The following is a 22,981-nucleotide window of genomic DNA, read 5'->3' as shown; positions in this document are numbered from 1 at the left end:
CATAAAGAAAATATTACTGAAAACACACTGTCATATCCTTCTTTAAGATAATGATAAATATATGATTTTTCACTTAACTTTAAGTGAAATTTCCGTTGTCATAAAACTGTCATAATTCGTACATTTATCTGTCACCTGTTTGTCCTATTTTGCTCATCGTAGCCACTTAAACAACGATTTACGAAAATCCTGCAGGAGACATTATGAAAGTTATGCGTACCACTGTCGCAACTGTTGTCGCCGCGACCTTATCGATGAGTGCTTTCTCTGCGTTTGCAGCAGCAAGCCTGACGGGCGCGGGTGCAACCTTCCCTGCGCCGGTGTATGCCAAATGGGCAGATACCTATCAGAAAGAAACCGGTAACAAGGTTAACTATCAGGGTATTGGCTCCTCCGGTGGCGTAAAACAAATTACCGCTAACACCGTTGATTTCGGCGCTTCAGACGCTCCGCTGTCTGATGAGAAACTGAATCAGGAAGGCCTGTTCCAGTTCCCGACCGTGATCGGCGGCGTTGTGCTGGCCGTTAACATCCCTGGCCTGAAATCAGGCGAGCTGGTGCTGGACGGCAAAACCCTGGGCGACATCTACCTGGGCAAAATCAAAAAGTGGGATGACCAAGCCATCACCAGGCTGAACCCGGGCGTTAAGCTGCCTTCGCAGAACATCGCCGTGGTTCGCCGCGCTGACGGTTCCGGCACCTCCTTCGTCTTCACCAGCTACCTGGCGAAAGTGAACGACGAGTGGAAATCTAAAGTCGGCTCTGGCTCTACCGTGAACTGGCCAACCGGCCTGGGCGGTAAGGGTAACGACGGTATCGCCGCGTTCGTCCAGCGTCTGCCGGGCTCTATCGGTTACGTAGAGTACGCCTATGCCAAGCAGAACAACCTGGCCTATACCAAGCTGGTTTCTGCTGATGGTAAGCCGGTGAGCCCGACCGAAGAGAACTTCGCTAACGCCGCGAAAGGCGCTGACTGGAGCAAATCCTTCGCTCAGGACCTGACCAATCAGAAGGGCGACGACGCGTGGCCAATCACCTCTACCACCTTCATCTTGGTCCACAAAGATCAGAAGAAGCCTGAGCAGGGCGCCGAAGTGCTGAAGTTCTTCGACTGGGCGTACAAAAACGGCGGCAAGCAGGCTAACGACCTGGACTACGCTAGCCTGCCAGACAACGTGGTTGAGCAGATTCGTGCTGCATGGAAAACCAACGTGAAAGACAGCAGCGGTAAAGCGCTGTACTAACAGGATATTTTTGACGAAGATGGCGGGTAGCGCTCGCGCTTACCCGCCCTACGGCTCCGGCTGTAGGCCCGGTATGCGCGAGCGCCATCGGGCATATTCGTAAGACGTCACATAAAGAAGAGTAATTTATGGCTGCAACCAAGCCTGCATTTAACCCTCCGGGTAAAAAAGGTGACATGATTTTCAGCGCGCTGGTCAAACTGGCTGCGCTGATTGTGCTATTGCTGCTGGGCGGCATTATCGTGTCTCTGATTTTCTCCTCCTGGCCGAGCATTCAGAAATTCGGTTTCGCCTTCCTGTGGACCAAAGAGTGGGATGCGCCGAACGATATCTACGGTGCGCTGGTGCCGATTTACGGCACGCTGGTGACTTCGTTCATCGCCCTGCTGATTGCGGTTCCGGTGAGCTTCGGCATTGCCCTGTTCCTGACGGAGCTGGCGCCGGGCTGGCTGAGACGCCCGCTGGGCATCGCCATTGAGCTGCTGGCCGCGATCCCCAGTATCGTGTACGGCATGTGGGGCCTGTTTATCTTTGCGCCACTGTTCGCGACCTACTTCCAGGAGCCGGTCGGTAACGTTCTCTCCGCGATTCCGTTTGTCGGCGCCCTGTTCTCTGGCCCGGCGTTCGGTATCGGCATTCTGGCCGCGGGCGTGATCCTCGCCATCATGATTATTCCGTACATTGCGGCGGTCATGCGCGACGTCTTCGAACAAACCCCGGTGATGATGAAAGAGTCGGCCTACGGCATTGGCTGCACCACCTGGGAAGTCATCTGGCGCATCGTGCTTCCGTTCACCAAAAATGGAGTCATCGGCGGCATTATGCTGGGCTTAGGCCGCGCGCTGGGTGAAACCATGGCGGTGACCTTTATCATTGGTAATACCTACCAGCTGGACAGCGTTTCGCTCTACATGCCGGGTAACAGCATAACCTCCGCGCTGGCGAATGAATTTGCCGAAGCCGAGTCCGGGCTGCACGTAGCGGCGCTGATGGAGCTGGGCCTGATCCTGTTTGTGATTACCTTCATCGTACTGGCGATTTCCAAGCTGATGATTATGCGTCTGGCTAAAAACGAGGGGGCGCGCTAATGGCAACTCTCGAAATGCAAAACACCGCGGAGCTGGCGGAATCCCGCCGCAAAATGCAGGCGAAGCGCCGCTTCAAAAACCGCATCGCGCTGACGCTCTCCATGGCGACGATGGCGTTCGGCCTGTTCTGGCTAATCTGGATTTTAATGTCCACGATTACCCGCGGCATCGACGGCATGTCTCTGGCGCTGTTCACCGAAATGACGCCGCCGCCAAACACGGCGGGCGGGGGTCTGGCGAATGCCCTGGCGGGCAGCGGCCTGCTGATCCTGTGGGCGACGGTTTTCGGTACGCCGCTGGGCATCATGGCCGGGATTTACCTTGCCGAGTACGGACGCAAATCCTGGCTGGCGGAAGTGATTCGCTTCATCAACGACATTCTGTTGTCCGCGCCGTCTATCGTCGTCGGCCTGTTCGTTTACACCGTGGTGGTGGCGCAGATGGAACACTTCTCCGGTTGGGCGGGCGTGATTGCGCTGGCGCTGCTGCAGGTGCCCATCGTCATACGAACCACCGAGAACATGCTGAAGCTGGTGCCGGACAGCCTGCGCGAAGCGGCTTACGCGCTGGGCACGCCGAAGTGGAAGATGATCTCCGCGATTACGCTGAAAGCGTCTATCTCCGGGATCATGACCGGCATCCTGCTGGCGGTTGCGCGTATCGCCGGTGAAACGGCTCCGCTGCTGTTTACCTCCCTCTCCAACCAGTTCTGGAGTACGGACATGATGCAGCCGATCGCCAACCTGCCGGTGACGATCTTTAAATTTGCGATGAGCCCATTCGCGGAATGGCAGCAGCTGGCGTGGGCCGGGGTGCTGATCATTACCCTTTGCGTACTGTTACTGAACATTCTGGCGCGCGTCATTTTCGCGAAGAAGAAACACGGTTAAATTTTTACGGCGCGGCACTTCGCGGCGCCGAATGAGGAAATGAGTCAATGAGTATGGTTGATACTGCCCCGGGTAAGATTCAGGTTCGTGATTTGAACTTCTACTACGGCAAATTCCATGCCCTGAAGAATATCAATCTGGATATCGCGAAGAACCAGGTTACGGCATTCATCGGTCCGTCAGGCTGTGGTAAATCCACCCTGCTGCGTACCTTTAACAAAATGTATTCGCTTTATCCGGAGCAGCGCGCCGAAGGTGAAATTATCCTCGACGGCGAAAACATTCTGACCCAGGCTCAGGATATTGCCCTCCTGCGCGCAAAAGTGGGCATGGTATTCCAGAAGCCGACGCCGTTCCCGATGTCGATTTATGACAACATCGCGTTTGGCGTGCGCCTGTTCGAAAAGCTTTCCCGCGCGGATATGGACGAGCGCGTGCAGTGGGCATTGACCAAGGCCGCACTCTGGAACGAAACCAAAGATAAATTGCACCAGAGCGGGTACTCTCTCTCCGGTGGCCAGCAGCAGCGTCTGTGCATTGCGCGCGGTATCGCCATTCGCCCGGAAGTGCTGCTGCTGGACGAGCCGTGTTCCGCGCTTGACCCGATCTCAACGGGCCGCATTGAAGAGCTGATCACCGAGCTGAAGCAGGACTACACCGTGGTGATCGTGACCCACAACATGCAGCAGGCTGCGCGTTGCTCCGACCACACGGCGTTTATGTACCTGGGTGAGTTGATTGAGTTCAGTAACACGGACGATCTGTTCACTAAGCCTGCGAAGAAACAAACCGAAGATTACATTACTGGCCGCTACGGTTGATTTGGAGTGAATCATGGACAACCTCAATCTTAACAAACACATTTCAGGCCAGTTCAACGCAGAGCTGGAAAGCATTCGTACCCAGGTGATGACCATGGGCGGCATGGTCGAGCAGCAGCTTTCTGATGCGATTACGGCGATGCACAACCAGGACAGCGAGCTGGCGAAGCGCGTCATTGAAGGCGACAAAAACGTCAACATGATGGAAGTCGCCATCGACGAAGCGTGCGTGCGCATTATCGCCAAGCGTCAGCCCACGGCGAGCGACCTGCGTCTGGTGATGGCGATCATCAAAACCATCGCCGAGCTGGAGCGCATCGGTGACGTTGCGGATAAAATCTGCCGCACCGCGCTGGAGAAATTCTCCCAGCAGCACCAGCCGCTGCTGGTGAGCCTGGAGTCGCTGGGCCGCCACACCGTGCAGATGCTGCACGACGTGCTGGACGCGTTTGCGCGTATGGATTTGGACGAAGCGGTGCGTATCTACCGTGAAGACAAGAAAGTCGACCAGGAGTATGAAGGCATCGTGCGTCAGCTGATGACCTACATGATGGAAGACTCCCGTACTATTCCAAGCGTGCTGACCGCCCTGTTCTGCGCGCGCTCCATCGAGCGTATCGGCGACCGCTGCCAGAACATTTGCGAATACATCTTCTACTTCGTGAAGGGGCAGGATTTCCGTCACGTCGGCGGCGACGAGCTGGACAAGCTGCTGGCGGGGAAAGATCCGAAAGAGTGATTTTACCCTCACCTTAACCCTCTCCCTAAGGAGAGGGGACAAATTGGTTTTCTCCCTCTCCTTTTGGGAGAGGGTCGGGGTGAGGGGAAAAATCAGCGAGTAATATTCCACCCGCGTGCCTTCCACAATTCAGGCAGCTGCGCCAGATCGGTAAAGGTCGTCACCTTTGGATGATCGATCGGCTTGTTGTGCGGATCGGCGCAGAAGTAAAACACCTCCATGCCTGCATCAATTCCCGACTGCGCCCCCGCAGAAGAGTCATCCACCAGAATGCAGTTCTCTACGTTGACGTTCATCGCTTTCGCCGCGTGGAACATCAGCGCCGGATCGGGCTTCCAGCGCTGGATATCGTAGCCGCTGAACAGCTTGTCCGGGAAATGGTGCAGCATCTCCAGCTTGCCCAGCGAATGCTGCATTTTGCTGACCGGACCGTTAGAAACCACGCAGATCGGCACCGTCATCGCATCCAGCAGCGCGTTCGCACCGGCAATCACCTCCAGCTCGGAGTCGAACAGGCGTGCGACCTCGGCGCGGTACACCGGTTCCAGATCCGCTTTCGCCAGATCCACACCGTGCTCTTCGTTAATGATGTCGATGATCTCGTAGAGCTTCACGCCCTTAAAGCGTTTGAACACCTCGTCGAGATCGAGCGTAATGCCAAATTCCTGAAACATAGCGACATACGCGCGGGAACAAATGACCTCACTGTCGACCAGCGTACCGTCGCAGTCGAAAAATACCGCTTCAATTCCGGACATGCCTTTCCCTTTTAACAAGTTTAACGTTTACGTACTGCTGTTTTACGAGACGCAATCGTTGCCGTATAAGCAAAATCAATGAAAAAAAGTATCCCGTAACTGCCCTTATTGTCGCATTTTGGTATAGGATAGCGACGAATTTTCCCTCCTTGTTCGGAAATTGATGATGAGTCAACAACACACTACCCAGACGTCTGGTCAGGGTTTGCTTGAGCGCGTGTTTAAGCTGCGCGAGCACGGCACAACGGCACGCACCGAAGTGATCGCCGGTTTTACTACCTTCCTGACGATGGTCTATATCGTTTTTGTTAACCCACAGATTCTGGGCGTGGCCGGTATGGACACCAGCGCCGTCTTCGTGACCACCTGCCTGATCGCCGCGCTGGGCAGCATTTTGATGGGCGTGTTTGCTAACCTGCCGGTCGCACTGGCTCCGGCAATGGGCTTAAACGCGTTCTTCGCCTTCGTGGTGGTTCAGGCCATGGGCCTGCCGTGGCAGGTGGGCATGGGCGCGATCTTCTGGGGCGCCATTGGCCTGCTGCTGCTGACCATTTTCCGCGTGCGCTACTGGATGATTGCCAATATCCCTGTCAGCCTGCGCGTGGGCATCACCAGCGGTATTGGGCTGTTCATCGGCATGATGGGCCTGAAGAACGCGGGCGTCATCGTTGCGAACCCGGAAACGCTGGTAAGCATCGGCAACCTGGCCTCCCACGGCGTGCTGCTGGGCGTGCTGGGCTTCTTTATCATCGCCATTCTGGCGTCGCGTAACATTCACGCCGCGGTGCTGGTCTCGATAATTGTGACCACGCTGCTGGGCTGGATGCTGGGCGACGTTCACTATAGCGGCATCGTCTCCGCGCCGCCGAGCGTCACTACCGTTATTGGTCACGTTGACCTGGCAGGATCGCTGAACCTCGGCCTGGCGGGCGTAATTTTCTCCTTCATGCTGGTTAACCTGTTTGACTCTTCCGGCACGCTGATCGGCGTCACCGACAAAGCGGGCCTGGCTGACGAGAAAGGCAAGTTCCCGCGCATGAAGCAGGCGCTGTTTGTGGATAGCGTCTCGTCCGTGGCCGGTTCGTTCATCGGCACGTCTTCTGTTACCGCTTACATTGAATCCTCTTCCGGCGTGTCCGTGGGCGGTCGTACCGGGCTGACGGCGGTAGTGGTTGGCCTGCTGTTCCTGCTGGTGATCTTCCTTTCTCCGCTGGCAGGAATGGTGCCACCGTATGCGGCAGCCGGTGCGCTGATTTACGTCGGCGTGCTGATGACCTCAAGCCTGGCGCGCGTGAAGTGGGAAGATTTAACCGAAGCGGTACCGGCGTTTATTACCGCCGTCATGATGCCGTTTAGCTTCTCGATTACCGAAGGTATCGCGCTGGGCTTCATCTCCTACTGCGTGATGAAGATCGGTACCGGTCGCTTCCGCGAGCTCAGCCCGTGCGTGATCGTGGTGGCGTTGCTGTTCGTGCTGAAGATTGTGTTTATCGACGCCAAATAAACAGGTTTGTTCCCTCTCCCTGTGGGAGAGGGTTAGGGTGAGGGCAACGGGCCGCTCCGGCTTATGCCTTCACCCGCTTAATATAATCCCCGAACGCCGTCAGCTGTCCGCTCAGATGGTCGCGCGTGCTCTGATCTACCACTTCACCCGTCTGCGGGTCGACTTTATTCTGAATCACGCCGCCCATAAATTCCGGCTTGTTCATGACCATTGCATCCAGGAATACCAGAATCTGGCGCAGGTGATACTGGCAGCGTGCGCCGCCAATGGCGCCCATTGAGCTGGTCTGAATCAAGACCGGTTTTCCGGAAAGCGGCTGTTCCGGCAAACGGGACAACCAGTCAATCGCGTTCTTCAGGCCACCGGGAACCGAGTAGTTGTATTCAGGTGTAACGATGACCACGCCGTCCGCCTGGCGGATCTGTTCTGCAATTGCTTCCACGCTCTGCGGGAATCCCTCTTCCTGCTGCATGTCGGCATCATAGAGCGGGATATCGCCAATGGAAGGCAGTGCGACAATCTCCATTCCCGCGGGGGCCAGCTGCGGCAGCGTGCGAGCGACCATTCCATTAAATGAACCTTTGCGCAGGCTCCCCAGTAACGTAACAACTTTCAACGTATCAGACATGATTACTCCTGTTTCATCATGGTGATCCGGAATGGATCAGCTAAGGGTAAATGCTTTTTCTGCGGGTAAACTGGTCAGCCGCATAAGGCGTGCGGCGGGCTCGTTGGCGCGCTCGGGCACCTCCGGAAGACTACGCCATCCGCGGGTGCTGTCAAACTCCCAGATTTTCAGCCGCTCAATGGCCGGCGTGACGGCAATCGACCAAATTAGCACATCCTCTGCGTCGCTGAGCGCTTCGATGCGCGCCGCTTTTGTTGCGCGCAGCCGTCCCGAGCCGGGGAGAAGCTGCAGCAGGCTGGCGTCGTCTGATGCGCAGCCGCAAAGCTTGCGAATGCTCTGGCGCAGCGTGATGAGCTGAGCCTTAGCCTCAGCGGGATCGTTTTGATTGCGTATCCACAGCTTTTCATTACTGGAAAGCGGATAATCTTCATGCGGATTAAGGACGTGGAAACCGCGCGTGGCGCGCTGAAGCTCGAGATCCAGCCCGCAGTCACCTTCGGTGGTCAGAGCAATGCCCACAATATTGCCCGCGTAGGCGATGGAAAAACGAGGGAGTTCGGGGTTGGCAAAGACCGGCCGGCCTTCGGGTTGCGTAATCATATCCGGCAGCTCGCCGGTGCCGTACAGCATAAACATCAGTTCGGCGAGAAGTGCTCTGGAAGCTAAAAAACGCGTCCTGCGATGTTCGGGGAGATTACGTGCCTCATCGTGGCAGGCAGAAGACATTCTGGGCGACACGAGCCGTCCCTCTTTCAGCGTTCCACGTGCAAAATGCGTAGCCATTTTTCGCTCCTTGATAATGGACCCGATAGGTTAAACGGTTACATGATTATCGCTTAACTCAGCTACAGTTTTAATCGGTAATTGAAAGTAAAAATAGCCTGAAAGCCGAACTTTACATTTTCTTGTCCAAAAAAAGGGATCGCTAACGCAGCGGCGCGCCGTAAAGGGCCTTAATGGTTTCTCGTAACCAGAGTATTTTGGGGTTGTGGCTGTTTCGCTTGTGCCAGATGAGCGTGAAGGGAACGGTCAGCTTTTCTGCCTGCGCTTCATCAATCGGAATGGGCAAGGTGACCAGCTTTCGCTGGTGGAGCTGATTGTAGTGATGGCAGTAATGCGGCGCCGTGGCAATGTAATGGTGGCCGGGCTGAGCCGCCATGAACATCGACTGCTCAAAGCCGGGCAGGCTCATGGCGATGTTACGCTCGCGGCCCATTTCTCTTAACACCTCATCCAGCGCCCAGGTATCGCTACGCTCCCAGAAAATGCTGATGTGCGGATAGCGCAGGAACGTCTCCAGGTTCCACTCCTCCTGGAGCGCAGGGTGATCCTCGCGAACGTAAACGCACGGCCGGTCGCTGAACAGAATTTCGTAGTCGATAAACCACGGCATCAGCTTGAGCAGCTCGCGCGAGCGCGGATGCGTTTCCCGTCCGGTAAAACCAAGGTCCACTTCCCCGCGCGTAATGGCGTCCAGCGAGTCGTAATCCCAGTGGCGCATCTTCACCGTTGCCTGTGGGTAGCGCTGGTTCACCTGCTCCAGCAGCGCGTTAAGGCGGATCAGCATCAGCGGGGTTTCCGCCGCCAGCTCGAATTTTAGATTGCCCGGGGAATCATGGTGAAATTTATCGAGGATCTGATTGCCTATCTGCATCCAGTCGGCCAGATCCTGCTCCAGGCTAACCGTCAGGGGCGTGGGCAGCAGCCCCAGCGGCGTTTTCACAAACAGCGGGTCTTCGAACCAGTCGCGCAGCTTCGCCAGTGATTTGCTGACCGCGGACGGCGTCACGTTCATCCGCTTTGCGGCTTTGGTGACGCTACGCTCCTGCAGCAAAAGCTGCAGGCACAGTAACAGGTTAAGATCGAGGCTGCTGATGGGCTTCTTCATAATGCGCTGCGGGCTGGATGACCATAAGTAAGAGAATGCAGAGCATGCTACAGCCAATCAGAATCCCGATCAGCATATTCAGCGCGTTGAGGCCGATAACGGCTGCCAGCCATATCCACAGCGATGACCCGCAGACCTGTGCGATGCCCAGCACCGAGCTGGCGACCCCCGCGCGCAGCGAGAACGGGCCGAGCGCCTGGCTCATCGCCACGCCAAACCCGACGGAGAACCCGGCGCAAATCAGCGTAATGCCCACCAGCATCACCGCGTGCGAGCTGGCGGTTGCCAGAATCACGCCTGCCGTCAGGAATAAAACCTGCGAGGCCAGCATGAGCGTGCGCTGACGGAAGACGTTCAGCGCAAACGGCGTTGAGAAAGAGACGGCCATGCTAACCAGTGCGGTTAACGCCATCACCGTCGAATATTCTCCGCGATCGAAGCCCATGGTTTCCATCAGTAAAACAGGGGAAACGTTTACATAGGTCAGGATCACCGCCACGCTCAGGGTGGTGACCGCCAGGCGGCTCAGGAAGAATCGGTTAAGAAGCTTTTCGGCAGGATGAATTGATGCCGTGTGTCCCGCGTTTTGCGCGCCGGGATGGGTCTCCTTCAATACCGCGATCGACAGAAGAAACACCAACATGCCCATGCTCGCCATCGTCCAGAACAGGCTCTGCCAGGGGAGTTTCAGCATAATCAGATATCCCACAACCGGGGCCAGCACCGGAATGATGCAGGTAATGCCGTTCAGCATGGAGAGCACCTTCGCGCGCCGCTGGGCGCTCAGGGTGTCGCGCAGAATCGCAAACGCCACCACGTAGCAGCCGCCGGCGCCAATGCCCTGGATAAAACGACCCGCAAGAAACGTCGTGCTGCCGTGCGCCAGCGAGCAAAGCACCGAGGCGAGGGCAAAAATGACCGCGCCCGTTATTGCGACGGGCTGACGACCGGCCTTATCGGCAATTTTCCCGGCAAAGACCATCGACGACGCCATCCCCGCGAGGTAGGCCGAAAACGCGATGTGCAGCTGCGCTTCGCTGGCCCCGAGATCCTGGGCGATGTGCGGTAATCCCACCAGATACATATCGATGCCTGACGGATAAAGCAGAACTAATGCGAAACTACAAAACAGAAAACGCGCCATAAACCCCCCATAGATGCAGGCATGCAGAATAGGGGGATGAAGTGGATTAGGCGAGTTGCCATTTGGACAATAGTGATTTCCTGGGAGGAAAGAGGCTGGTTGGCGGCATTTAATGGGATCAAGTTAAAGCAAAACGGGGCGTATTGGTATTACGGTTTAAAAGCTTTCCATATTATCTTTGATTTCTGAGATAATATTTTTGTTTCGCAATCGCCTTTCCCTGTCAGCCTGGATGAAAACAGTGTTAATATTTTCACCAAAATGCTAAAGCTTTGAGATATTTTTCCGAAAATAAACTCATACCCTTTATTATTACATATAGCTAAGAGTTAAGGATTTTAAAATGGAAGAAACTGAATTTTATAGAAATGGTAATGTAAGTATCACTAATGCTAGATTTATTGTTGATTCAACAACCTATGCGATGAATGGTGTCACTTCAGTGAAACGTGGCCAAACAGATCCCTCTAAAGTTGGCCCTGTTGTTATGGCGCTTATTGGATTCGTGATGGTGTTTTTAGTCACCGGTTTTTTGGCCAAAGCGATCGGTGTAGTTATGGTTATTGCAGCCATTGCATGGTTTAAAGCAATCAAACCAGAATATATTGTATATTTAAATAGTTCTTCTGGTGAATCACAAGCACTCTCCAGTACAGATAAACAATATATTGATGATGTTATTAACTCCTTAAACAACGCCATTATTCATCGAGGATAATATATCAGCTGGTGACAATCAGAGTTTCAGCGCTTTCACCCGTCGCCAGCATTTTAAGAGTTGTTTGAATTAGCTACAGTACAGAAGCTGGGAAATCAAGCTAACCCATTAATACATTTAAGATAATCGGTCTTAAAACACGGCCCTGGGCGCATTTAAGGATACAAAAGCGGTATCTTTGCTGACCCAGATGACAACACTACCCCCAGACTCTCGCCATTCCTTCGCTTTCCGGCCGGACTAACTCAAAACCGAACTTCGCATAGAGTTCCGGTACGTCAGCCACCAGAGAGACATAAGCGCCTTTATAAGCGTTGCTATCCAGCCATCGAATAATGTTTTCCATAATGATTCGGCCAAGTCCACGCCCCTGATGGGCGGGGTCGACGGCGATATCGACTATCTCGAAGTTTAATGCACCATCGCCAACGATACGCCCCATGCCGACAGGCACTCCTTGCCAGAGAATGTGTACGCCATAACAGCTTCGCGGCAGACCCACCCTGGCAGCCTCAAGCGGTCGTGCTGATAACCCCGATATACTTCGTAAACGGCAAAAATCTTCGGCAGAGGGAACGGACTCAACAACGGTGTGTTCGGTAGTCATGACTATCACCAATAACAAATAATTAACTTTTAGCAACCTGATGTTGTGATAGCAATGCCCGAAACGATACGGATATCGGTAGGAAAATAATCCGTTAAAAATAAAAACCCGCATTAACAGGCAGTTAATGCGGGTTAGTGGTCGTTCACGGACGAGGGTGGACTAAAACTTATTTGCCAATACAGAAGCTCGAGAAAATCCTTCCCAGCAGATCGTCCGACGTAAATTCGCCGGTGATCTCGCTCAGGTTCTGCTGCGCCAGGCGCAGCTCTTCCGCCAGCAGCTCACCCGCCCACGCGCCGATCAGCTGCGCTTTACCCTGAACGAGGTGGTTCGCCGCCTCTTCCAGCGCCTGCAGGTGACGGCGGCGCGCCAGGAAGCCGCCTTCCATGCTGGTGTCAAAGCCCATGCTCTGCTTGAGATGGTTGCGCAGGTCGTCCACGCCTTCGCCCGTGCGGGCCGACAGGCGAATCAGTGAGTGACCATTTACATCGCTGATGCCGAGGGTTTCGCCAGTGACATCCGCCTTGTTGCGCACCACGGTGATCGGTAACTTGGCCGGCAGGCGGGCGATAAAGTCTGGCCAGATCTCAGCCGGGTCAACGGCGTCAGTCGTGGTGCCATCCACCATAAACAGCACGCGGTCGGCCTGCTCGATCTCCTGCCAGGCGCGTTCGATACCGATGCGCTCAACTTCGTCGCTGGCATCGCGCAGCCCTGCCGTATCAATAATGTGCAGCGGCATGCCGTCGATGTGAATGTGCTCGCGCAGCACGTCGCGCGTGGTGCCGGCGATATCGGTGACGATCGCCGCTTCACGGCCCGCGAGGGCGTTCAGCAGGCTTGATTTCCCGGCGTTAGGGCGTCCGGCAATCACCACCTTCATCCCTTCGCGCAGCAGGCTGCCCTGGCGCGCTTCGGCGCGCACGGCGTCGAGATCGGCCATGACGCTATTAAGCTGGGCTTCAATTTTGCCGTCAGAGAGGAAGTCGATCTCTTCGTCGGGGAAGTCGATGGCCGCTTCGACGTAGATGCGCAGGTGAGTCAGTGCTTCGACAAGATGATTCACGCGCGCGGAAAATGCGCCCTGGAGAGAGTTCAGCGCCGAGCGCGCCGCCTGCTCGGAGCTGGCGTCGATCAGGTCGGCAATCGCCTCGGCCTGCGCCAGATCGAGCTTGTCGTTGAGGAAGGCACGCTCGGAGAACTCGCCCGGCTTCGCAATGCGCAGGCCCGGCAGGGTCAGAATGCGTTTTAACAGCAGGTCGAGGATCACCGGTCCGCCGTGGCCCTGCAGCTCCAGCACGTCTTCACCGGTAAAGGAGTTCGGGCCGGGGAACCACAGCGCAATGCCCTGGTCCAGCGGCGTGCCGTCGCTGTCTTTAAACGGCAGATAATCCGCGTAGCGCGGCTTTGGCAGTTTACCCAGCACCGCTTCGGCCACCTCGCGCGCCTTCAGGCCGGAGATGCGCAGAATGCCTACACCACCGCGTCCCGGTGGGGTTGCCTGGGCGACGATAGTGTCGTTATGGCTCATGGTTGGTCTCTTTGTAAATGTGAAAAAGGCGGTCTAATGACCGCCTTCTCTGGCATAACTCTACCGTGAATACTCGAAATAATTCAAGTTGCAGGAAGGCGGCAAGTTTGTGCGCCCCAGGAGCTTACTGAAGTAAGTGACTGGGGCAATCAAACGCAGCCAACGCGCCTGCGGCTTGAAGAATGAAGAGTATCAGGACTTTTTCTTTTCGCGGCTATGCAGGCCACGCTTCTCCAGACCACGGTAAATCAGCTGCTGCTGGATGATGGTCACCAGGTTGCTGACGATATAGTACAGCACCAGACCTGACGGGAACCACAGGAAGAACACGGTGAAGATGACCGGCATAAAGGTCATGATCTTCTGCTGCATCGGGTCGGTCACGGTGGTCGGCGACATCTTCTGGATGAAGAACATCGTCACGCCCATCAGGATCGGCAGGATGTAGTACGGGTCCTGTGCGGACAGGTCATGGATCCACAGGGCGAACGGCGCATGGCGCAGCTCAACGGAGCCCATCAGCATGTAGTACAGCGCAAGGAAGATTGGCATCTGAATCAGCAGCGGGAAGCACCCACCCAGCGGGTTCACTTTCTCTGCTTTATACAGGGCCATCATTTCCTGGCTCTGACGCTGTTTGTCATCGCCCAGACGCTCACGCATCGCCTGAATCTTAGGCTGCAGCATGCGCATCTTCGCCATGGAGGTGTACTGCGCTTTAGTCAGCGGGTACATGATGCCACGAACGATGAAGGTGATAACGATGATGGAGAAGCCCCAGTTGCCCAGGAAGCTGTGGATGAACTTCAGCAGCTTAAACAGCGGCTGAGAGATGAACCACAACCAGCCGTAATCGACGGTCAGATCCAGATGCGGCGCGACTGCAGCCATTTTATCCTGAATTTCCGGGCCGACCCACAGGGTGCTTGCCAGCGTACCGGCTTGACCAGGCTGAACCAGAACCGGCTGAGATTTGTAGCCGATGGCTGCAATACCATTACCGAGATTCGCGGTGTAGAAGTTATTCGTACCGTCGTTATTCGGAACCCATGCGGTGGCGAAATACTGCTGCAGCATCGCAACCCAGCCGCCTTTCGCGCTAACGTTCAGGTTCTCGTTATCAGCGATGGTGTCGAATTTGTATTTCTCATACTTCGCGTCAGGCGTGGAGTATGCCGCGCCACGGAAGGTATGCAGCGCAAAGTTGCTGCTTCCGGTGTCACGGTGAGACGGCAGGTTGATGGACTGCTTCAGCTGGCCGAAGGTAGACAGCTCCAGCGGCTTCTCGCTGCTGTTCTTCACGTTGTAGCCCACGTTCACCGCATACTCACCGCGTTTCAGGGTGAAGGTTTTGGTGAAGGTGTTGCCTGCGGCATCGGTGTAGGTCATCGGGATAGCGATTTCGTTCTGACCATCAGCCAGGACAAACGTATCTTTCTCGACGTTATACAGTGGACGCGCACCGTTAGCCGGGTTATCTGGGCCATCACGACCGGTCAGGCCGCTTTGCGCCTGATAGATAAACTCAGGTGTGGTTTCCAGTAACTGGAACGGTTCGGTAGACTTCAGCTCTTTCGGGTAGGTCAACAGCAGCGCCTGCTCAATATCACCACCACGGGTGTTGATAGTCAGCTCAAGCACATCGGTCTTAACCGTAATCTGTTTCCCCTGGCCACTGGCCGGTACGCCCTGGTCGGCGGCGCTACCCGCTGCGGTGGTCGTGGTCTGCGTGGTCTGCTGCTGAGGTTGAGGATTTTTATCCTGCTCCCAAGCCTGCCAGATCATGAAAGACACGAACAACAAAGCGATGATAAGAAGATTGCGTTGCGAATCCATCGTTAGTGTTCTCTGGTATCAAATGGTCCTGGGGGGACGGGGTCGTCTCCACCGGGGTGTAAAGGGTGGCATTTTAATACGCGTTTCACCGTCAACCAACTGCCTTTTATCACTCCAAACCTGCGCAATGCCTCAATTCCGTAGCTTGAACATGTTGGTGTGAAACGGCAGTGCGGCCCGAGTAGCGGACTAATCAGGCGTTGATAGACCCTTATCAGGGCTATCAGGACCCGTGAGCCAGGCGACAGTGGCGGCGCCATAATTTTTCCAACGCTTCCGAGAGAGCACGGTTATCGAGGTCGGCAACCCCTTTTTTAGCCACCACCACGAAATCCATTGAAGGCAGTTCGTGTTGACGTAAACGGAAGCTTTCACGCGTCAGACGTTTAATCCGATTGCGTTCGTGCGCACGCTTAACGTTTTTCTTGGCGACAGTGAGACCGATGCGGGGATGCCCCAGCGAATTTTGGCGGCCGAGGATGGTGATTTGCGGCGTGCCAGCCCGTTGTGGCTGCTGGAAGACGAAAGTGAAATGAGTGGGAGTTAACAAACGTAACTCCCTGGGAAATGCGAGCTTAACCACTCAGGGGTTAGCTTTATTACTTGGAAACGGTCAGACGAGCGCGGCCTTTAGCACGACGACGTGCCAGAACCTGACGACCATTTTTAGTAGCCATACGAGCACGGAAGCCGTGAGAACGGTTGCGCTTCAGTACAGACGGTTGAAAAGTGCGTTTCATGGCGATTTCTACCTAAACTTGAATAAATTCATGACTTTTGCGGATGCCCGACCGAGTTTCGAATGACGGACGCCGAAGCCGTGGGTGATTAAAGAGGCCGGATTGTAATAATTGTACACTCCGGAGTCAATTCTCTTTCCTTATTTCCCGCGTATTTCCGCACGATTTCGCGTGGAAAATGAGCAACGGACGACGCAGGAAGATGAGCATCACGCGCCGGGTCGAGGATTATACGGGCTCACCGACAAAGCGCAAGGATCGTGCCGGATCTTCGTTAGATCATTTAAGCAAAAATTTGCCTGTACTCATTAATTTTTCCAATATGCGGGCTAAATCGTGGGGCATGCGCGCCTGGATCGATTACACTTACCCGGTTCCGGATCTTCCTGTGGATAAATCGGGAAGAATCTGTGAGAAACAGAAGATCTCTGGCTCAGTTTAGGCTATGATCCGCGGTCCCGATCGGGATCCACGGATCCTGGTCTGGATAAAATTGCAGATAGCAATTCGCACGTCCCCCTTTGCACAGGGTCTTGTCGATGTGCGTCAACAATCATGAATATTCAATAGTTTTCTTTTATTGTTCGAGTGGAGTCCGCCGTGTCACTTTCGCTTTGGCAGCAGTGTCTTGCCCGATTGCAGGATGAGTTACCAGCCACAGAATTCAGTATGTGGATCCGCCCATTGCAGGCGGAGCTGAGCGATAACACGCTGGCTTTGTATGCGCCAAACCGTTTTGTGCTCGATTGGGTAAGGGATAAGTACCTTAATAATATCAATGGATTGCTGAACGATTTTTGCGGCTCAGACGCGCCACAGCTACGTTTTGAAGTGGGCACCAAGCCGGTCACGCAAACCGTTCGTGAGACCGTTAACGTGGCCGCACCCGCGCAGGCGGCGCCCGCTCCTGCACCTCGCGTGGCACCTGCTCGCCAGGGCTGGGATAATGTTCCCGCTCCGGCAGAACCTACCTATCGCTCTAACGTTAACGTAAAACACACGTTTGATAACTTCGTTGAAGGTAAGTCGAACCAGCTGGCGCGCGCGGCGGCTCGCCAGGTTGCGGATAATCCCGGTGGCGCCTACAACCCGCTGTTCCTTTATGGCGGCACGGGCCTGGGTAAAACGCACCTTCTTCACGCGGTGGGTAACGGCATTATGGCGCGCAAGCCCAATGCGAAAGTGGTGTATATGCACTCCGAGCGCTTCGTTCAGGACATGGTAAAAGCCCTGCAAAACAATGCGATCGAAGAGTTTAAACGCTACTACCGTTCCGTTGACGCGCTGCTGATCGATGACATCCAGTTCTTTGCCAATAAAGAACGATCGCAGGAAGAGTTTTTCCACACCTTCAATGCCCTGCTGGAAGGAAATCAGCAGATCATTTTGACCTCGGATCGTTATCCAAAAGAGATCAACGGCGTTGAAGATCGTCTGAAATCCCGCTTCGGCTGGGGCCTGACCGTGGCGATCGAGCCGCCGGAGCTGGAAACCCGCGTCGCGATCCTGATGAAAAAAGCCGATGAAAACGACATTCGCCTGCCGGGTGAAGTGGCGTTCTTTATCGCCAAGCGTCTGCGTTCCAACGTTCGTGAGCTGGAAGGGGCGCTGAACCGCGTTATTGCCAATGCCAACTTTACCGGCCGTGCGATCACCATCGATTTTGTACGTGAAGCCCTGCGTGATTTGTTGGCATTGCAGGAAAAACTGGTCACCATTGATAATATTCAAAAGACGGTGGCTGAGTACTACAAAATCAAAGTGGCCGATTTACTGTCTAAACGTCGTTCCCGCTCCGTGGCGCGTCCGCGTCAGATGGCAATGGCGTTGGCAAAGGAGTTAACCAACCACAGCCTGCCGGAAATTGGCGATGCGTTTGGTGGCCGTGACCATACGACCGTGCTGCACGCGTGCCGTAAGATTGAGCAGTTACGCGAAGAAAGCCACGACATAAAAGAAGATTTTTCCAATTTAATCAGAACTCTATCATCGTGACGCTATGAAATTTACTGTTGAACGTGAACATTTATTAAAACCGCTGCAGCAGGTAAGTGGCCCATTAGGTGGCCGCCCAACGTTGCCTATTCTTGGAAACCTGCTGCTTCAGGTCGCGGACGGCACGCTGTCGCTGACCGGCACAGACCTGGAAATGGAAATGATCGCGCGCGTTACGCTGTCTCAGCCGCATGACGCGGGCGCGACTACCGTTCCGGCACGTAAATTCTTTGATATCTGCCGCGGGCTGCCGGAAGGTGCAGAAATTGCCGTGCAGCTCGAAGGCGACCGCATGCTGGTGCGCTCTGGCCGCAGCCGTTTCTCGCTCTCCACGCTGCCTGCCGCAGACTTCCCGAACCTCGACGACTGGCAGAGCGAAGTTGAATTTACCCTGCCGCAGGCGACGATGAAGCGTCTGATTGAGGCCACGCAGTTCTCCATGGCTCATCAGGACGTTCGTTACTACTTAAACGGCATGCTGTTCGAAACCGAAGGTGAAGAGCTGCGTACCGTGGCCACTGACGGCCACCGTCTGGCGGTCTGTTCCATGCCGATTGGCGATTCCCTGCCAAACCATTCGGTGATCGTGCCGCGTAAAGGCGTGATTGAGCTGATGCGCATGCTCGACGGCGGCGATACTCCGCTGCGCGTGCAGATCGGCAGCAACAACATTCGTGCCCACGTGGGCGATTTTGTCTTCACCTCGAAGCTGGTTGACGGTCGTTTCCCGGATTATCGCCGCGTATTGCCGAAAAACCCGGATAAGCATCTGGAAGCAAGCTGCGATACGCTTAAGCAGGCGTTTGCCCGTGCTGCAATCCTCTCTAACGAGAAGTTCCGCGGCGTGCGCCTGTACGTAAGCGAAAATCAGATCAAAATCACCGCCAACAACCCAGAGCAGGAAGAGGCGGAAGAGATTCTGGACGTCACCTACGCCGGGGCTGAGATGGAAATCGGCTTCAACGTCAGCTATGTGCTGGATGTGCTGAACGCGCTGAAATGCGAGAACGTTCGCATCCTGCTGACTGACTCCGTTTCGAGCGTACAGATTGAAGATGCCGCATCACAGTCGGCGGCTTATGTTGTCATGCCAATGAGACTGTAGTGATAACTATCGGGCTATCTTACTTGCCATTTTCAACCTGGGCTGTGCTCGCCCCTGTCACGTACTGCGTGTACGCTCCAGGGTCTGCGCGCAGTCCGCGTTGAAACTGGCTGCGCCGATTACGCCCTGGCCCGAAGAAACTCAGATATGTCACTGACGCGCCTTTTAATCAAAGACTTCCGTAACATTGAAAATGCGGATCTTGCTTTATCCCCCGGCTTTAACTTCCTGGTTGGCGCGAACGGCAGCGGCAAAACCAGCGTGCTGGAAGCCATCTACACGCTTGGCCACGGCCGGGCGTTTCGCAGCCTGCAGATTGGTCGCGTCATTCGCCACGAGCAGGAATCCTTTGTGCTTCACGGGCGCCTGCAGGGCGAAGAGCGCGAAACCGCCATCGGTCTGACCAAAGACAAGCAGGGCGACAGCAAGGTGCGCATCGACGGCACAGACGGCCATAAGGTGGCCGAGCTGGCGCTGCTGATGCCGATGCAGCTGATCACGCCCGAGGGGTTTACTTTACTCAACGGCGGCCCCAAATACAGAAGAGCGTTCCTCGACTGGGGATGCTTTCACAATGAAGCCGGGTTCTTTAACGCCTGGAGCAATCTGAAGCGCCTGCTCAAGCAGCGCAACGCCGCGCTGCGCCAGGTCACCCGCTACGCCCAGCTGCGTCCGTGGGATAGGGAACTGATCCCGCTGGCGGAACAAATCAGCCGCTGGCGTGCCGAATACAGCGCAGGGATCGCCGAAGACATGGCCGATACCTGCAAACAGTTTTTACCGGAGTTTTCCCTGACCTTTTCCTTCCAGCGCGGCTGGGAGAAAGAGACGGATTATGCCGACGTGCTGGAGAGAAGCTTCGAGCGCGATCGCATGCTGACCTACACCGCGCACGGTCCGCACAAGGCGGATTTTCGCATTCGTGCAGACGGCGCACCGGTTGAAGATACCTTGTCGCGCGGGCAGCTTAAGCTCCTGATGTGCGCGCTGCGCCTGGCGCAGGGGGAGTTCCTCACCCGCGAGAGCGGGCGGCGCTGCCTGTATCTGATAGATGATTTTGCCTCGGAACTCGACGACGCGCGGCGCGGGCTGCTTGCCAGCCGCTTAAAAGCCACGCAGTCGCAGGTTTTCGTCAGCGCGATTAGCGCTGAACACGTTATAGACATGTCGGACGAAAATTCGAAGATGTTTACCGTGGAAAAGGGTAAAATAACGGATTAACCCAAGTTTAAATGAGCGAGAAACGTTGATGTCGAATTCTTATGACTCCTCCAGTATCAAAGTCCTGAAAGGGCTGGATGCGGTGCGTAAGCGCCCGGGTATGTATATCGGCGACACGGATGACGGCACCGGTCTGCACCACATGGTATTCGAGGTTGTGGATAACGCTATCGACGAAGCGCTCGCGGGTCACTGTAAAGACATCGTGGTCACGATCCATGCGGACAACTCCGTCTCCGTCACCGATGATGGTCGCGGCATCCCAACCGGTATTCATCCGGAAGAAGGGGTATCCGCTGCGGAAGTTATCATGACCGTGCTGCACGCGGGCGGTAAGTTCGACGATAACTCCTATAAAGTGTCCGGTGGTCTGCATGGCGTTGGCGTTTCCGTGGTAAACGCCCTGTCGCAGAAGCTGGAGCTGGTTATCCAGCGCGAAGGTAAAATTCACCGCCAGCTCTACACCCACGGCGTGCCGCAGGCCCCGCTGGCCGTGACCGGCGACACCGACAAAACCGGTACCCTGGTGCGCTTCTGGCCGAGCCTGGAAACCTTCACCAACGTCACCGAATTCGAATACGACATCCTGGCGAAGCGCCTGCGTGAGCTGTCGTTCCTGAACTCCGGCGTCTCTATCCGTCTGAAAGACAAGCGCGACGGCAAAGAAGACCACTTCCATTACGAAGGCGGCATCAAGGCGTTCGTTGAGTATCTGAACAAGAACAAAACGCCAATTCACCCGAATATCTTCTACTTCTCCACCGAAAAAGACGGCATTGGCGTAGAAGTGGCGCTGCAGTGGAACGACGGTTTCCAGGAAAACATCTACTGCTTCACCAACAACATTCCACAGCGTGACGGCGGTACGCACCTGGCGGGCTTCCGCGCGGCGATGACCCGTACCCTGAACGCCTACATGGACAAAGAAGGCTACAGCAAAAAAGCGAAAGTCAGCGCCACCGGCGACGACGCCCGTGAAGGTCTGATTGCCGTTGTCTCCGTGAAGGTGCCGGATCCGAAGTTCTCCTCGCAGACCAAAGACAAGCTGGTCTCTTCCGAGGTGAAATCGGCGGTAGAGCAGCAGATGAACGAGCTGCTGAGCGAATACCTGCTGGAAAACCCGTCCGACGCGAAAATCGTCGTGGGCAAAATTATCGACGCGGCGCGCGCGCGCGAAGCGGCGCGTAAAGCCCGTGAAATGACCCGTCGTAAAGGCGCGCTGGACTTGGCTGGCCTGCCGGGCAAGCTGGCGGACTGCCAGGAGCGCGACCCGGCGCTGTCCGAACTGTACCTCGTGGAAGGGGACTCCGCGGGCGGTTCTGCGAAGCAGGGCCGTAACCGTAAGAACCAGGCGATCCTGCCGCTGAAGGGTAAAATCCTCAACGTTGAGAAAGCGCGCTTCGACAAGATGCTCTCTTCTCAGGAAGTGGCAACGCTGATCACCGCGCTGGGCTGCGGCATTGGCCGCGACGAGTACAACCCGGACAAACTGCGCTATCACAGCATCATCATCATGACCGATGCGGACGTCGACGGTTCGCACATCCGTACGCTGCTGTTGACCTTCTTCTACCGTCAGATGCCGGAAATCGTTGAGCGTGGCCACGTCTACATCGCGCAGCCGCCGCTGTACAAAGTGAAGAAAGGCAAGCAGGAACAGTACATCAAAGACGACGAAGCGATGGATCAGTACCAAATCGCGATCGCGCTCGACGGTGCCACCCTGCACGCCAACTCCCACGCGCCTGCGCTGGCCGGCGAGCCGCTGGAACGTCTGGTCTCCGAGTTCAACGCCGCGCAGAAAATGATTACGCGCATGGAGCGTCGTTATCCGAAGACGCTGCTGAAAGCGCTGGTGTATCAGCCAACGCTGACCGAGGCCGATCTGAGCAACGAACAGACCGTTTCCCGCTGGGTCAATGCCCTGGTGAGCGAGCTGAACGAGAAAGAGCAGCACGGCAGCATGTGGAAGTGCGACGTTCAGCAGAACGCTGACGGGCAGTTTGAGCCGATTATCCGCGTGCGTACCCACGGCGTTGATACCGATTATCCGCTCGAGCACGAGTTTGTGACCGGTCCGGAATATCGTCGTCTCTGCACGCTCGGCGAGAAGCTGCGCGGCCTGATCGAAGACGATGCCTTCATCGAACGCGGCGAGCGCCGCCAGCCGGTAGCCAGCTTCGAGCAGGCGCTGGAGTGGCTGGTGAAAGAGTCCCGTCGTGGCCTCGCTATCCAGCGCTATAAAGGTCTGGGCGAAATGAACCCGGAACAGCTCTGGGAAACCACCATGGATCCGGAAAGCCGCCGCATGCTGCGCGTGACCGTGAAGGACGCGATTGCCGCCGACCAGCTGTTCACCACTCTGATGGGTGACGCGGTTGAGCCTCGTCGCGCCTTTATCGAAGAAAACGCCCTGAAAGCGGCGAATATCGATATCTAAGTAATATCCCCTCACCCTAACCCTCTCCCCATAGGGGAGAGGGGAATGCCCGGTACCGTCTTTTCTTCCTCTCGGGGAAAA

The 22,981-nt window shown here is 55.6% G+C and carries 22 protein-coding genes; 11 read left to right on the top strand and 11 right to left on the bottom strand.

The window, feature by feature from the left end; genetic code table 11:
• Nucleotides 1-203 precede the first annotated feature (203 nt).
• The 5 genes from pstS (at nt 204) to phoU (ending at nt 4,782) form a co-directional block, all read left to right on the top strand.
• A complete protein-coding gene (pstS, locus tag DBY73_RS17750) occupies nt 204-1,244 on the top strand; it encodes a phosphate ABC transporter substrate-binding protein PstS (protein WP_112012386.1) in 1,041 nt (346 codons plus the stop codon).
• Between the two features lie 128 nt (nt 1,245-1,372).
• The gene (gene pstC, locus DBY73_RS17745) at nt 1,373-2,332 is read left to right on the top strand and encodes a phosphate ABC transporter permease PstC (RefSeq protein ID WP_112012385.1); all 960 of its coding nucleotides are present in this window, start codon (nt 1,373-1,375) and stop codon (nt 2,330-2,332) included.
• A complete protein-coding gene (pstA, locus tag DBY73_RS17740) occupies nt 2,332-3,222 on the top strand; it encodes a phosphate ABC transporter permease PstA (protein ID WP_112012384.1) in 891 nt (296 codons plus the stop codon). Before pstC ends, pstA begins: the two co-directional genes overlap by 1 nt.
• Nucleotides 3,223-3,269: 47 nt before the next feature.
• Nucleotides 3,270-4,043, top strand: coding sequence for a phosphate ABC transporter ATP-binding protein PstB (gene pstB, locus DBY73_RS17735; protein WP_008500183.1), 774 nt, complete (start codon nt 3,270-3,272; stop codon nt 4,041-4,043).
• A 13-nt stretch (nt 4,044-4,056) separates the two neighbouring features.
• Nucleotides 4,057-4,782, top strand: coding sequence for a phosphate signaling complex protein PhoU (gene phoU / locus DBY73_RS17730; RefSeq protein ID WP_008500182.1), 726 nt, complete (start codon nt 4,057-4,059; stop codon nt 4,780-4,782).
• A gap of 92 nt (nt 4,783-4,874) precedes the next feature.
• Here phoU and yieH read toward each other — a convergent pair whose 3' ends face one another.
• Entirely contained in the window at nt 4,875-5,540 is a 666-nt protein-coding gene (yieH, locus tag DBY73_RS17725) for a 6-phosphogluconate phosphatase (protein ID WP_112012383.1), read from the bottom strand.
• Nucleotides 5,541-5,706: 166 nt separating this feature from the next.
• On the opposite strand from yieH, the gene adeP reads away from it, so the two are divergent.
• Nucleotides 5,707-7,044: an adenine permease AdeP gene (gene adeP / locus DBY73_RS17720; RefSeq protein WP_146745787.1), complete on the top strand. Its 1,338-nt coding sequence runs from the start codon at nt 5,707-5,709 to the stop codon at nt 7,042-7,044.
• A gap of 61 nt (nt 7,045-7,105) precedes the next feature.
• Here the strand turns inward: adeP and DBY73_RS17715 are convergent, their stop codons facing one another.
• From DBY73_RS17715 to DBY73_RS17700, 4 genes are all read right to left on the bottom strand, one after another.
• Complete coding sequence (locus DBY73_RS17715; RefSeq protein WP_112012381.1) at nt 7,106-7,672, bottom strand: NADPH-dependent FMN reductase; 567 nt, start codon at nt 7,670-7,672, stop codon at nt 7,106-7,108.
• Nucleotides 7,673-7,708: 36 nt separating this feature from the next.
• Nucleotides 7,709-8,455: a phosphopantetheinyl transferase gene (locus DBY73_RS17710; RefSeq protein WP_112012380.1), complete on the bottom strand. Its 747-nt coding sequence runs from the start codon at nt 8,453-8,455 to the stop codon at nt 7,709-7,711.
• Nucleotides 8,456-8,597: 142 nt separating this feature from the next.
• Nucleotides 8,598-9,560, bottom strand: a complete 963-nt coding sequence (gene yidZ, locus DBY73_RS17705; RefSeq protein WP_112012379.1) for an HTH-type transcriptional regulator YidZ — start codon at nt 9,558-9,560, stop codon at nt 8,598-8,600.
• A complete protein-coding gene (locus DBY73_RS17700; protein ID WP_112012378.1) occupies nt 9,529-10,704 on the bottom strand; it encodes an MFS transporter in 1,176 nt (391 codons plus the stop codon). Before DBY73_RS17700 ends, yidZ begins: the two co-directional genes overlap by 32 nt.
• A 343-nt stretch (nt 10,705-11,047) precedes the next feature.
• Between DBY73_RS17700 and DBY73_RS17695 the strand changes: the two genes are divergently transcribed.
• The gene (locus DBY73_RS17695; protein WP_112012377.1) at nt 11,048-11,422 is read left to right on the top strand and encodes a DUF6232 family protein; all 375 of its coding nucleotides are present in this window, start codon (nt 11,048-11,050) and stop codon (nt 11,420-11,422) included.
• 199 nt (nt 11,423-11,621) lie between these two features.
• Here the strand turns inward: DBY73_RS17695 and DBY73_RS17690 are convergent, their stop codons facing one another.
• The 6 genes from DBY73_RS17690 to rpmH all read right to left on the bottom strand — a co-directional run bounded on the left by DBY73_RS17690 (nt 11,622) and on the right by rpmH (nt 16,139).
• The gene (locus tag DBY73_RS17690; protein WP_112012376.1) at nt 11,622-12,029 is read right to left on the bottom strand and encodes a GNAT family N-acetyltransferase; all 408 of its coding nucleotides are present in this window, start codon (nt 12,027-12,029) and stop codon (nt 11,622-11,624) included.
• Nucleotides 12,030-12,198: 169 nt separating this feature from the next.
• Nucleotides 12,199-13,563 (bottom strand): tRNA uridine-5-carboxymethylaminomethyl(34) synthesis GTPase MnmE, encoded by a 1,365-nt coding sequence (mnmE, locus tag DBY73_RS17685; protein ID WP_112012375.1) that lies wholly within the window; start codon nt 13,561-13,563, stop codon nt 12,199-12,201.
• A gap of 192 nt (nt 13,564-13,755) precedes the next feature.
• Nucleotides 13,756-15,399: a membrane protein insertase YidC gene (gene yidC / locus DBY73_RS17680; protein ID WP_112012374.1), complete on the bottom strand. Its 1,644-nt coding sequence runs from the start codon at nt 15,397-15,399 to the stop codon at nt 13,756-13,758.
• A 2-nt stretch (nt 15,400-15,401) separates the two neighbouring features.
• Nucleotides 15,402-15,659 carry a membrane protein insertion efficiency factor YidD gene (yidD, locus tag DBY73_RS17675; RefSeq protein WP_001307474.1) on the bottom strand — a complete coding sequence of 86 codons (258 nt, stop codon included), beginning with the start codon at nt 15,657-15,659 and terminating at the stop codon, nt 15,402-15,404.
• A complete protein-coding gene (rnpA, locus tag DBY73_RS17670; protein WP_014072458.1) occupies nt 15,623-15,982 on the bottom strand; it encodes a ribonuclease P protein component in 360 nt (119 codons plus the stop codon). Before rnpA ends, yidD begins: the two co-directional genes overlap by 37 nt.
• A gap of 16 nt (nt 15,983-15,998) precedes the next feature.
• Nucleotides 15,999-16,139 (bottom strand): 50S ribosomal protein L34, encoded by a 141-nt coding sequence (rpmH, locus tag DBY73_RS17665; RefSeq protein WP_000831330.1) that lies wholly within the window; start codon nt 16,137-16,139, stop codon nt 15,999-16,001.
• A gap of 600 nt (nt 16,140-16,739) precedes the next feature.
• Here rpmH and dnaA point away from each other — a divergent pair.
• The 4 genes from dnaA to gyrB all read left to right on the top strand — a co-directional run bounded on the left by dnaA (nt 16,740) and on the right by gyrB (nt 22,900).
• Nucleotides 16,740-18,134, top strand: a complete 1,395-nt coding sequence (dnaA, locus tag DBY73_RS17655; protein WP_010426558.1) for a chromosomal replication initiator protein DnaA — start codon at nt 16,740-16,742, stop codon at nt 18,132-18,134.
• A gap of 4 nt (nt 18,135-18,138) precedes the next feature.
• Nucleotides 18,139-19,239: a DNA polymerase III subunit beta gene (gene dnaN, locus DBY73_RS17650; protein WP_112012372.1), complete on the top strand. Its 1,101-nt coding sequence runs from the start codon at nt 18,139-18,141 to the stop codon at nt 19,237-19,239.
• A gap of 147 nt (nt 19,240-19,386) precedes the next feature.
• On the top strand, nt 19,387-20,460 hold the full coding sequence (recF, locus tag DBY73_RS17645; RefSeq protein WP_112012371.1) for a DNA replication/repair protein RecF: 1,074 nt from the start codon (nt 19,387-19,389) through the stop codon (nt 20,458-20,460).
• A gap of 28 nt (nt 20,461-20,488) precedes the next feature.
• Nucleotides 20,489-22,900 carry a DNA topoisomerase (ATP-hydrolyzing) subunit B gene (gyrB, locus tag DBY73_RS17640; protein WP_112012370.1) on the top strand — a complete coding sequence of 804 codons (2,412 nt, stop codon included), beginning with the start codon at nt 20,489-20,491 and terminating at the stop codon, nt 22,898-22,900.
• Nucleotides 22,901-22,981: the final 81 nt, after the last annotated feature.

The sequence above is a fragment of the Enterobacter sp. RIT418 genome (assembly GCF_003057745.1).
In the GTDB taxonomy this organism is placed as follows: Bacteria; Pseudomonadota; Gammaproteobacteria; order Enterobacterales; family Enterobacteriaceae; genus Enterobacter.
Note: the sequence above shows the minus strand (reverse complement) of the source record. Positions and strands in the feature narration are given on the sequence as shown.